This window comes from Enterococcus sp. C102(2024) (genome assembly GCF_040888205.1).
Lineage (GTDB): Bacteria > Bacillota > Bacilli > Lactobacillales > Enterococcaceae > Enterococcus > Enterococcus faecalis.
Genome location: NZ_JBFOHH010000004.1, coordinates 222,139 through 235,370 on the forward strand (window position 1 = coordinate 222,139; position 13,232 = coordinate 235,370).

Consider the following 13,232-nt stretch of genomic DNA (forward strand, 5'->3'; position numbering starts at 1 on the left):
ATGGTAGTAAATAAAGTAGGCAAAGACATTCCTCAATCTTATGCAGAGCAATACGGCATTTATGAAGGAGAATTAGCACACATTGATGCTTATCAAGAAGCGAGCCGAGCAATTAAACCAGTGAAACCTCGGGAGACAAAACTTTTAGGAAGTATTCGTGAAGCAATTGAAAAAACAGGTTTAAAAGATGGCATGACCATCTCTTTCCATCACCATTTCCGTGAAGGAGACTATGTGATGAATTTAGTTTTAGCCGAGATTGCCGCTATGGGGCTGAAAAACATTTCGATTGCACCTAGTTCAATTGCAAATGTTCATGAACCTTTGATTGAACACATTAAAAATGGAGTAGTCACCAACATTACTTCTTCAGGTTTGAGAGATAAAGTAGGAGCCGCTATTTCAGCAGGTATCATGGAAAATCCTGTGGTGATTCGTTCACATGGTGGCCGGGCACGGGCAGTAGCAGCAGGCGATATCCATATTGATGTAGCTTTCTTAGGTGCACCAAGTTCAGACGCTTATGGAAATGCGAATGGAACCAAAGGAAAAGCCACCTGTGGTTCTCTTGGATATGCGATGGTCGATGCAAAATATGCGGATCAAGTGGTCATCATTACTGACACATTAGTGCCATATCCTAATACCCCTATTAGTATTCCACAAACAGATGTTGATTATGTGGTAGAAATTGATGCAATTGGTGATCCAGATGGAATTGCCAAAGGCGCGACACGTTTTACAAAGAATCCTAAAGAATTATTGATTGCTGAATATGCCGCAAAAATAATTACACATTCTCCTTACTACAAAGAAGGCTTCTCATTCCAAACAGGAACAGGTGGCTCTTCACTAGCAGTTACGCGGTTCATGAGAGAACAAATGCTTAAAGATGGCATTAAAGCAAGTTTCGCTTTAGGCGGAATTACGAATGCAATGGTGGAACTTTTGGAAGAAGGTTTAGTAGAAAAAATTATTGACGTCCAAGACTTTGATCATCCATCAGCTATTTCTTTAGGAGAAAATGCCAATCATTATGAAATTGATGCCAATATGTATGCTTCACCGCTTAGCAAAGGGGCGGTTATTAATCAATTAGATACAGCTATTTTATCTGCTTTAGAAGTGGACACAGATTTTAATGTAAATGTCATTACTGGTTCAGATGGTGTCATCCGTGGTGCTTCTGGCGGACATTCCGATACAAGTATGGCTTGTAAAATGAGTCTAGTGATTGCACCACTTGTTCGTGGACGGATTCCAACAATCGTCGAGCAAGTAAATACAGTCGTTACACCAGGTACGAGTGTCGATGTCGTAGTAACAGAAGTCGGCATTGCAATCAATCCAAAAAGAACAGACTTAATTGATTGTTTTAAAACCTTAGATGTTCCTCAGTTTACGTTAGAAGAGTTGAAAGACAAAGCCTACAACATTGTTGGCACCCCGGAACCAATTAAATATGGAGACAAAGTTGTTGCGTTAATTGAATACCGAGATGGTAGTCTAATTGATGTGGTACGCAATGTTTAATGGGGAAAAAGTAACACTTTTAGAGATGTTGGATGCTCGCGAACAAAGAGCTGCCACACAGAAGGAGTTGTTAGAAACAGCACCAGAAGCTAGTCTCTTATCTGCCACAATGAATATTCCTGGAGAAGTAAAAAATTCGCCCACTTTAACGGCTGTTTTTTTAGAAGTAATTGACGAAGTCGAGCAACAATTGCTGGATCAAGTACCGATTGTTAATTTTTACCGGAATGAAAAAACAGGTCCTGAATATTATTTGGCGGTTTCGTTAGCCCCGCAAGAGTTAAAACAAAGAATGGTCAAAATTGAAGAAACACATCCTTATGGTCGTTTAGTGGACCTAGATGTTTTATGGGGAAATGAGGAACTAAAAAGCCTTCATCGAGGAGATTTAGGCTTGCCACCACGGCGCTGTTTTATTTGCCAAGAAGAGGCGAAAGTCTGTGGACGAAATCGACGTCACAGCCTTGAAGCAATGCAAGAAAAAATAACAGAAATAATTTTGACACGAAAGGAGCAGCCAAGTGAGTAAAAAAATTCGTTTTACAGAAACAGTGCTACGGGATGGACAACAAAGTTTAATTGCAACACGGATGCCAACCTCAGATATGCTGCCGATTATTAAAACAATGGACGAGGCAGGATTTCATGCATTAGAAATGTGGGGCGGGGCAACGTTTGATTCCTGTGTCCGCTATTTAAACGAGGATCCTTGGGAACGTCTTCGCCAAATTCGCAAAGAAGTTAAAAATACCAAACTTCAAATGTTATTACGAGGACAAAATTTACTAGGATATCGTCATTACGCTGATGATGTGGTGCGGGCCTTTGTCGAAAAATCAGTTGAAAATGGGATTGATATTATTCGTATTTTCGATGCCTTGAATGATGTCCGTAATTTACAAACAGCAATTCAAACAACAAAAGAAGCTGGCGGACACTGTCAAGCAGCGATCTCTTATACCACGAGTGAAATTCATACCATCGATTACTTTGTAAAATTAGCCAAAGAATTAAGTCAAACAGGAGCGGATTCCATTTGTATTAAGGATATGGCAGGCGTTTTGACGCCACAAACTGGTTTTGAATTAGTGAGCAAAATGAAAGATGCCATTGATTTACCTTTAGAGGTGCATACGCATGCGACTAGTGGTATTTCTGAGATGACCTATTTAAAAGTTGCTGAAGCAGGTGCGGATATCATCGATACAGCTATTTCTTCTTTCGCTGGCGGTACGAGTCAACCAGCCACAGAATCTGTAGCCATTGCGTTAGAAGATTTAGGCTTTGAAACAGGTTTAAATATGGAAAAAGTAACAGAGATTGCTGACTATTTCAATCCGATTCGTGATCGCTTTAGAAGTGAAGGCATTTTAAACCCTAAAGTTAAAGATACGGAACCGAAAACCTTGATTTATCAAGTACCTGGTGGTATGTTATCAAACTTATTAAGTCAATTAACGGAGCAAGGCTTACAAGACAAATATGAAGAAGTTTTAGCTGAAGTACCTAAAGTAAGAGCGGATTTAGGGTATCCGCCACTAGTTACGCCGCTTTCACAAATGGTCGGAACACAAGCCTTAATGAATGTGATTTCTGGGGAAAGATATTCCTTAATACCGAATGAAATCAAAGATTATGTGCGCGGAGAATATGGCAAATCACCAGCACCTATCGCAGAAGAGATTAAGCAAAAAATCATTGGGGATGAAGAAGTAATTACTTGTCGACCAGCGGATTTATTGAAACCAGAGTTGCATAGTTTAGAAAATGAAATCCAACAATATGCAAAATCTGAAGAGGATGTCCTATTATATGCGATGTTCCCACAACAAGGAAAAGACTTTTTAGGACGTCGTGAAGATCCTTTTTACGATGTACCGTTACAGAAAGTGACAGTCAAACTTGACTTGCCAGAATAGAACGGGCAAGTGCTCCGCAAATGTATAAAGAAGCAAGGGTTTGAGCGACGATAACGGTTGTTCAAACCCTTGCTTCATCAAATAGAAAAAAGGCAGCCCGTGAAAGGAAGTGACAATGTGTTAGAAGAAGTTCTAGCAATTCATCAAAAAAATATTGGTGTGCTAAGTCTTGAAGCAACAGAAGCGGTATTAAACCATCATGATTTAGCCAAAATGTATACACCTGGTGTCGCAGAATTGAGTTTAATGATTGCTCAAAATCATGAATTAGCGCGCGAGTGGACCATTAGTGGTAAGTTAATTGCGGTTATTACAGATGGGTCAGCTGTTCTGGGTCTCGGCAATATGGGCACGCAAGCGGGCTTGCCAATTGTTGAAGGCAAAGCTTTGCTTTATAAAAATTTGGCGGGGGTCGATGCTATTCCTTTAGCGCTGGAACAAAAATCAGTGGACGAGATGGTTCAAACAATTGAAAATTTACAAAATAGTTTTGCAGGAATCCACTTAGAAGATATTTCTGCACCAAAATGTTTTGAAATTGAAGAAAAACTTCAACAACGTTTGAACATTCCTGTGTATCATGATGACCAAGAAGGCACAGCCATTGTCGTTTTAGCTGGGCTAATCAACGCAGCTAAAATTAAAGGAAAACCTTTAAATCAATTACGTGTGGTGATTAACGGAGTTGGTGCTTCTGGTGTAGCGACCGCTAAGTTATGTATTCAAGCGGGGATTACGCATCTCACCTTAGTAGATCGCCAAGGTGTTTTAAGAGAAGAAGACCCGACATTGAATCCTTACCAACGTGCTTTGCTTCGACAGGTAATAAAACCATCAGTAGAAAACAAAGATTTAGCCACCGCTGTCGTCAATCAGGATGTTTTTTTAGGCTTATCAGAAGCGGATGTGCTAACGCCAGCCCTGATTAAATCAATGAACCAAGACCCAATTATCTTTGCTTTAGCAAATCCTAAACCAGAAATTGAACCAGCCCTCGCCCAAGCCAATGGCGTCCGTTTATTAGCAACTGGTTCTTCCAAATATCCGAATCAAGTGAACAACATTTTAGCTTTTCCAGGTCTTTTTAAAGGGTTATTGGCAGCGAAAGGCAGAAAAGTCGATGTCGGTTTGCAAATGACAGTAGCACGAAGCTTGGCCGCTATGATTTCAGAACCCACAGCAGAAAAATTCATACCTAATGTATTTGATGGCGGTGTAGTTGACACGGTTTTTAATGCTGTACTAGACTATATAAAACAAGAAAAGGCCACGGCAGAAGAAGGGACGTAAAAGGCAATGACAAAGCAAGCAAGGAGTAAATTAGCGCAGCAAGCACAATTGGCACTACTCTATGAAGTGACCTGTTTAAATAAACCAGGCTTGGTGGATCCAGTCGATGCAGGCGCCCATCAAGATATGGATGTTTTCACTTTTTTAGAAAGTAGTGTGGTTTTGACTCCTTATTTTGAAACCTTCGTTCAAGCTGGGACAGAGCTACGTCATTTGCCGATTGAGGCAACATTTCGCGCGATTCGACAAGTTGGTTTAGAAGCAGAACGAGCGATGTTTGAGGCAACAGAAGGTATCAACACACATAAAGGAGCGATTTTTTCTCTAGGTATTTTTTTAGCTATCTGTGGTCGTCTAATGATTTGGGAGACCCCTTGCACCTTACAATTGTTTCAACAAACGCTTCAAACAATGACGCAAGACTTATTGGCTGACTTTGAAAACCTCGCTACGAATGAGCTAGAAAAACTAACTTGGGGTGAACGACTATTTGTTCAGCATGGCTTGACTGGAATCCGTGGTGAGGCGCAACAAGGTTATCCCGCTGTCTTTGAACAGGGAGTGCCTTATTATCAAAAACATCAAGGCACACAACAACAAAAACTCATTGATACGCTCCTTTATTTATCGCTCTATGTTGAGGATACGAATTTGATTAAACGAAGTCAGAATGTCCAAATTTTTGAAGTATATCAACCGTTAATTCAGGAATATTTTGCTTTAGGGGGGACACAAACGTTACGGGGAACCCTTTGTTTAGAAAGATTGAATCACTTATTCAAAGAAAAAAATTGGAGTATTGGTGGCAGTGCAGATGCTTTAATTTTGGTGGTGTTTTTAGATAAAATAATGAAATTAAATTGGCTAACGCCTTAATTAAAAAGATAGTTACACCGCTGATTTGGTCAGTTATTTTGACCTTATATGCCTATGGAAAGGTCTCAATAGAATTCAAGAAAGCGATTGACAAATACCACGAAACACAGTATATTTTATTACGAAATCATTCTTATCAGAGTATACAAATACGATGATAAACAGTTGAAGCGAATCTTGATTTGCTTTTCCTAAACCTGATTCTTTTAGAATCAGGTTTTTGTTTGTCTAAAAGGCGGCATTCGTTCAAAAACGGCTGTCGCCTTTTTTTATGAAATTTTTTTAATATAAAAAATTTCATAAAAAAAATCTTAAAAACAGAAAAAATTGTTATAGATTAGAGTCATTTTTTTGATGTAAAGTTTTTATGACTTACAGCCATAAAATTGATAAAACAGTCAAAGAAGCAGAAAAAATAATAGTAGAATTTCTCAAAAAAATAAAAAAATTTTTCGTTATTTAATTATCGATTTATCAAACGATAAGTTATAATAAAATAATTTATTTATCTTTAATGATTGGGGAGAAACGTATAAACTTCCTCATTTTCCTCTCATTGTATAATAACTCACTAATGAATTAGTGAGTTTTTTAACATATGCAAGACGTTTGTTATCAAATGAATTTTTATATAAAAATTCACAGCATTATATTTTGAAAAGCTGAGGAAATGTACTAAACTGCAGGTGTTAAATCCATTTAAATCGCTAAAGGGGGAGATGAACAACTAGGGGAAGCTAATGATCTTGGTATTTATCGTTTATTTTAAAGAAAAGAGGGACGATCAGATGAAAAAGAAAATTGTTGAGGATTTTAATCGGAAAAGTCAGCATAAAAAATGGACAAAACGCAAGATGCTTAATTTAGCAATATCAAGTGGTTTATTATTTACGTCATTAGCAATCCCTGTAAGTATAGCTGTTACCTCTGGCACAATCAGTGCATCAGCAGCGGTCTTGGATATCGAACTATTATCAAATGTTACGTCAAATAATGACAGTGGCACTTCAACGAGTAATCGTTGGACAGCCGCAAACCAAAATCAACCAGTTAATTTCACTGTTTCTGGTGGTGCTTTAGCAGATGCTTCCGCTGTGTTTAGTGGACAAAAACAAGCGGTGTTAGTGGTTCCTCCTGAGTTAAGAGGAAATGTAGCTGCAGCAGGCAGCGCAGCAATCAATACCAACGTTACGATTGATCTTTCAAAAGTTACTTTTTTGACTGCCGTTTTGAATGCAGCCAATGATTTAACCAATGTCATTACTCAAATTACCAGTGGAGCGTTAGGGAATTTAACTGGTGTTGATATTGATTTGACGGAAGTGAATCGTCAATTGGAATTAGTGAATAACATTGAAAACTTAGGTGCTGCTTCATTTACAGCTCCGGAAACGTTAGCAGCTGACGGCTCATACATTAGTGCACCGATTAGTGATGGTTTAGGGTTAGTTTTAGCCCAAAATGTTTCAAACATCTTACAAGATTTGAATGCAGCAGTTCAAGCTTTGGAGGCAAAAGGAACCAGTATCCCAAGTAATCTTGTCGCTACAGCCATAAATGCAGCCTTGCTTCCTGTCAAAGGCACGGTAAACGTGGCTGTTTCAGGTGCTTTGCCTTTATTAGCGGTTGGTGGTTCAGGTGTGAATGAGTTAGTGGATGCTTCTTTACTAGGCGCAACTACGGTTACTTTACCAACTACCGTTTCAACACCTCAAAATTTATCCAATAATTTAGATGCTCGTTTTGTAGGAACAGTCGTTCAAACAGATCTTTTAGACGTTAATTTATTAGCAACAGCAGATGGTGTATCCAACATTTATTTTGCTGCAGGTACTACTAGTGAAGTAACTGCACCAACAATCACAGGAGTAACAGGTAATTCAACGGCAGGTTACGAAGTTAAAGGAACTGCCGATGCCAATGCCACGGTTGAAATCCGAAATGCAGGAGGCACCGTAATAGGCACAGGTACCGCTGATGGGACGGGAGCGTTTACAGTTACCATTCCCGCAGGTGAAGCAGGCGCCAATGAAACGTTAACCGCCGTAGCGAAAAACGCCAGCGGTACAGAAAGTACGCCAACAACGTTCCAAACGCCAGCGGATGAAGCAACCGTAACCGCACCAACAATCACAGGAGTGACAGGTAATTCAACGGCAGGTTACGAGGTCAAAGGAACTGCTGATGCCAATGCCACGGTTGAAATCCGAAATGCAGGAGGTGCCGTGATAGGTACAGGTACTGCTGATGGGACAGGGGCATTTACAGCTACTATTCCCGCAGGTGAAGCAGGCGCCAATGAAACATTAACCGCCGTAGCGAAAAACGCCAGCGGCACAGAAAGTACGCCAACAACGTTCCAAACACCAGCGGATGAGACAACCGTAACCGCACCAACAATCACAGGAGTGACAGGCAATTCAACGGCAGGTTACGAAGTTAAAGGAACTGCCGATGCCAATGCCACGGTTGAAATCCGAAATGCAGGAGGCACCGTAATAGGTACAGGTACCGCTGATGGGACAGGGGCATTTACAGTTACCATTCCCGCAGGTGAAGCAGGCGCCAATGAAACGTTAACTGCCGTAGCGAAAAACGCTAGCGGTACAGAAAGTACGCCAACAACGTTCCAAACACCAGCGGATGAGACAACCGTAACCGCACCAACAATCACAGGAGTGACAGGTAATTCAACGGCAGGTTACGAAGTTAAAGGAACTGCCGATGCCAATGCCACGGTTGAAATCCGAAATGCAGGAGGCACCGTAATAGGTACAGGTACCGCTGATGGGACAGGGGCATTTACAGTTACCATTCCCGCAGGTGAAGCAGGTGCCAATGAAACGTTAACCGCCGTAGCGAAAAACGCTAGCGGTACAGAAAGTACGCCAACCACGTTCCAAACGCCAGCGGATCCTAATACACCCGTGGCGACGCCAATTGTTGAGACTGTAACAGGTAGTACAACAAAAGGCTATGAGGTCACAGGGACTGCTGAAGTTGGCACCACCATTGAGGTTCGCGATGCAGCTGACACGGTCCTTGGTACTGCAACAACTGGAACTGACGGAAAATATACAGTGACTTTAGATTCAGGGAAAGCAACAGCAAATCAAACGCTGAGCGTTGTAGCGAAAAACGCTAGTGGCACGGAAAGTCAACCAGCAACGGCGACAACACCAGCTGATGTCACTGCACCAACAGTTGATAACATCACAGGCAACTCTGGTTCGGGTTATGAAATTACAGGAACAGCAGACCCTAACACAACAATCGAAGTTCATGATCCAGCTGGGGCAGTTATTGGTACAGGTACCTCTGATACGAATGGTGATTTTACTGTCACGCTACCAACGGGAACGACCAATCCTGGGGATACGTTAACAGTGATTGGAAAGGATAACGCGGGAAATGAAAGTCAACCGACTGAAGTCCTTGTTCCTGCTGATGCCACGGTTACAGCACCAACTGTAACAGGAGTAACAGGTAATTCAGTTGCTGGTTATCAGGTGACAGGCACCGCTGATCCGAATGCTACCATCGAAATTCGTGATGCAGATGGGAACGTGATTGCAACAGGGACTGCCGATGGGACTGGTTCCTTTGCTGTGAACCTTCCAGCTGGGACGGCAAATGCGAATGAAACATTGACAGCGTTAGCCAAAGATCCTGCTGGCAATACAAGTACACCGACAACCTTCCAAACACCAGCAGATGAAGTAGTGGCACCGCCAAGTGTCGACAAAGTTACTGGGAATACAACACAAGGATATCAAGTGACAGGTACCGCTGAACTTGGCACCACCATTGAAGTTCGTGCAACAGACGGAACAGTTTTAGGCACCGCAACAACTGGACCGACTGGCCAATATACTGTGACATTAGCTTCAGGAAAAGCAACAGCGAAACAAACAGTGAATGTAGTTGCTAAAAATGATACTGGACTTGAGAGTCAACCAACTACAGCTATGACACCCGCTGATGTTACCACACCAACAATTGGTGACATTACTGGAGATTCAACAACTGGTTATGAAATCACTGGGACGGCGGACCCTAATACCACCATTGAAGTACGGAACCCAGATGGAACAATTATTGGTACAACGACAACGGATGATCAAGGAAACTTTACTGTGGACCTTCCAGCGGGAGCCGCTAATCCTGGTGATACATTAACAGTTGTTGGAAAAGACGGTGACGGCAATGAAAGTCAACCAACGGAAGTGACGGTCCCTGAAGATGCAACCGTAGCAGCACCAACTGTGACGACTGTTACAGGAACAACTGCCACTGGGTATCAAGTAACCGGCACGGCAGAGCCAAATGTCACCATTGAGATTCACAATGAAGCAGGTTTAGTTATTGCTACGGGAACGACTGATGGTGCTGGCGCCTTTACAATCACTCTTCCGATGGGCACAGCAACAGCCAACGAAGCCTTAACTGCCATTGCGAAAGATGCCGCTGGGAAAGAAAGTAATCCGACTGCTTTCAAAACACCTGCTGATCCAGATGCACCAGTCGCGACACCTACTGTTGACAAAATCACTGGTAGCACGACAAAAGGCTATCAAGTAGTAGGAGCAGCAGAAGTTGGTACAACAGTTGAGGTGCGTGACGCCGATGGCACAGTCCTTGGCATGGCAACTACTGGAACTGATGGCAAATACACAGTGACTTTAGAGCCAGGGAAGGCCTCAGCTAACGAAACAATAACTGTCGTAGCGAAAAATGCAACAGGGAAAGAAAGTCAGCCGGCTACAGCAACTACACCAGCCGACTTAGCCACACCAACCATTGATTCTGTTACCGGAAATTCTAGTAAAGGTTACGAAATCACTGGAACGGCGGAGCCAAAAACCACTATTGATGTCCGTGACGCAGACGGAACCATCATTGCTGCTACAACTGCTAACGAAACCGGCCAATATACGGTGACTCTACCAGCTGGCGTAGTGACACCAGGAGAAACGATTACGATTATTAGCAAAGATGGCGCTGGCAATGAAAGTCAACCAGCTACAGCCGTTATTCCAGCGGATGTTGTTTTAGCGGCGCCAACTATTACGAAGGTTGAAGGAAACAAAGCCAATGGCTATACAGTCACTGGAACTGCTGATCCAAATGTCACGGTTCAATTTTACAATAGCAGTGAAAAATTATTGGCAAGTGGCAATACAACTACTGGAGGCACCTTCTCCGTTCATATTGCAGCAGGGTTAGCAACAGAAAAAGAAACGTTAACCGCACTAACCACAGATACACAAGGAAATGTGAGTCCTAAAACCACATTTATGACGCCAGCCGATATTACGGGAGAACCAGAAATTAAAATTGCGGCGCCAACTGTTTCTTCAGTTTTAGGAACGTCTAAAGCCGGCTACCTCATCAAAGGAACAGCTGAACCAAACCGAATCATTCAAATTAGTAACCGACTATTAAGAAGTGTGATTGCTGTAGGTGCCACCGATGCTGAAGGCAACTTCGCTATCCAATTAACAGCGGGACAAGCGACTGCTCAACAAAGTTTACTTGCGACAGCTACCGATGGCGCAGGACATTACAGTACGGCTACAACCTTCATGACACCAGCCGACCCAACGAATCCTGGAGGAGGCAATGGTAACACTGGCGGAAATAACGGCAATACAGGCGGCAACACAGGAAACAATGGCGCAACTGGTGGGAATAATGGGAATGGTTCAAACACAGGTTCAAATCCAAATGGGGGTTCTGGTTTAGGCACAACAGGTTCTGGCTTAGGTTCACTAGGCAATGGCCTCGGTACAAATGGTAGTGGCTACCACCCTAAACTAAGTACCATCAGTTATGGCACTGGAAATCACGGGAAAACAGGCTACTTACCTAGTACAGGTGAAAAAGAGTCCTCAGCCGTGACAACAAGTTTGTTTGGCGCCTTTGTCGCACTCCTTGCGAGCATGGGAATCATCAAACGCAAACGTAAAAACTAGCTCTCTCCTTTAATTCCTATAGATGAGAAAACGTATTGTTGAGAATTCCCCACTCAATGATACGTTTTCTCGTTCCATTTAATGAAGAAAAATTGCCAAATAGAATAAAATGTGCTATTCTATTTTCAGAAAATCGAAGGAACAAGCAGTGAAAGTGCTAAATCCAACCTGAATTTTTTAATGCAGGAGGAGTGGGCGCTTTTTTTGTTGCTATGAAGAAAGGAAGCTAATTATGCAATCAGCTACAATGGAATTTGATACAATTGCGGCGATTTCTACGCCGCCAGGTGAAGGTGCGATTAGTATTGTTCGTTTAAGTGGCGAGCAAGCAGTTGCTATTGCAAACAAAGTTTATCGGTCAGGCACTAAAGATTTAGCTAAAGTCCCCACGCACACGATTCATTATGGTCATATTGTTGATCCGCAAAACGATCAATTGATTGATGAAGTCATGCTTTCTGTGATGCGGGCACCGAAAACATTTACACGAGAAGACGTGGTAGAAATTAACTGTCATGGCGGCATTGTCGTGGTGAACCAATTACTGCAATTACTGTTACGTGAAGGCGCACGAATGGCCGAACCTGGGGAATTTACAAAACGTGCTTTTCTAAATGGCCGAATGGATCTTTCACAAGCAGAAGCAGTGATGGACTTAATCCGTGCTAAAACGGATAAAGCGATGAATGTTGCATTGAACCAATTGGATGGTAACTTGTCGGCGTTAATTCGTTCATTAAGACAAGAAATTTTAAATACTTTAGCACAAGTAGAAGTTAATATTGATTATCCAGAGTATGATGATGTCGAAGAATTAACCACGAAATTACTTTTAGAAAAAGCCGAATTTGTGAAAGCGCAGATTCAACAATTATTAACGACCGCTAAACAAGGAAAAATTTTGCGAGAAGGTCTAAGTACAGCAATTATTGGCCGACCAAATGTCGGGAAATCCAGTTTGTTAAACCATCTGTTACGAGAAGAAAAAGCTATCGTTACAGATATTGCTGGAACGACACGTGATGTCATTGAAGAATACGTTAACGTTCGCGGCGTTCCTTTAAAATTAATTGATACAGCGGGGATTCGCGAAACAGAAGACATTGTGGAACGAATTGGTGTCGAACGCAGCCGCAAAGCGTTAGCAGATTCGGATTTAATTTTGTTAGTCTTAAATCAAAGCGAAGAATTGACAGAGGAAGATCGTCAACTGTTGGAAGCAACGAAAGGCTTAAAACGCGTTATTCTTTTAAATAAAATGGACTTACCGACAAAACTAGATCCTAACGAATTACAAGAATTAGTCCCTGCAGAAGAAATTTTATCCGTTTCGGTGTTGTCAAACACAGGCTTAGACCAGTTAGAAGCGAAAATTGCTGATCTTTTCTTTGGCGGCCAAACAGGCGAAAAAGATGCTACCTATATTTCTAATACACGTCATATTGCTTTGCTAGATCAAGCAGCGCTTTCGTTACAAGAAGTGATTAACGGCATCGAAGCAGGTATGCCAGTCGATTTAGTTCAAATTGATATGACCCGTTGTTGGGATTATTTAGGGGAAATCGTCGGCGATAGTGTCCAAGATGAATTAATTACACAGTTATTTAGTCAATTTTGTTTAGGAAAATAAGACAAGAGA

7 protein-coding genes are annotated in these 13,232 nt (G+C 41.9%); all 7 read left to right on the plus strand.

Going from position 1 to position 13,232, the window contains the following annotated elements:
- The 7 genes from citF to mnmE all read left to right on the plus strand — a co-directional run bounded on the left by citF (window position 1) and on the right by mnmE (window position 13,223).
- Window positions 1-1,533: a citrate lyase subunit alpha gene (gene citF, locus AB3I34_RS10135; RefSeq protein ID WP_002355996.1), complete on the plus strand. Its 1,533-nt coding sequence runs from the start codon at window positions 1-3 to the stop codon at window positions 1,531-1,533.
- Window positions 1,526-2,062 carry a citrate lyase holo-[acyl-carrier protein] synthase gene (gene citX / locus AB3I34_RS10140; RefSeq protein ID WP_002390266.1) on the plus strand — a complete coding sequence of 179 codons (537 nt, stop codon included), beginning with the start codon at window positions 1,526-1,528 and terminating at the stop codon, window positions 2,060-2,062. The genes citF and citX overlap by 8 nt, the downstream gene beginning before the upstream one ends.
- Window positions 2,055-3,452, plus strand: a complete 1,398-nt coding sequence (locus tag AB3I34_RS10145; protein WP_002359205.1) for an oxaloacetate decarboxylase subunit alpha — start codon at window positions 2,055-2,057, stop codon at window positions 3,450-3,452. The genes citX and AB3I34_RS10145 overlap by 8 nt, the downstream gene beginning before the upstream one ends.
- 117 nt (window positions 3,453-3,569) lie before the next feature.
- A complete protein-coding gene (locus AB3I34_RS10150; protein WP_085444164.1) occupies window positions 3,570-4,742 on the plus strand; it encodes an NADP-dependent malic enzyme in 1,173 nt (390 codons plus the stop codon).
- Between the two features lie 6 nt (window positions 4,743-4,748).
- Window positions 4,749-5,618: a triphosphoribosyl-dephospho-CoA synthase CitG gene (gene citG, locus AB3I34_RS10155; protein ID WP_002415112.1), complete on the plus strand. Its 870-nt coding sequence runs from the start codon at window positions 4,749-4,751 to the stop codon at window positions 5,616-5,618.
- A 740-nt stretch (window positions 5,619-6,358) separates the two neighbouring features.
- Window positions 6,359-11,593, plus strand: coding sequence for an Ig-like domain-containing protein (locus AB3I34_RS10160; protein ID WP_075582756.1), 5,235 nt, complete (start codon window positions 6,359-6,361; stop codon window positions 11,591-11,593).
- 232 nt (window positions 11,594-11,825) lie between these two features.
- On the plus strand, window positions 11,826-13,223 hold the full coding sequence (mnmE, locus tag AB3I34_RS10165) for a tRNA uridine-5-carboxymethylaminomethyl(34) synthesis GTPase MnmE (RefSeq protein ID WP_002355989.1): 1,398 nt from the start codon (window positions 11,826-11,828) through the stop codon (window positions 13,221-13,223).
- The last annotated feature ends 9 nt before the right edge of the window (window positions 13,224-13,232 follow it).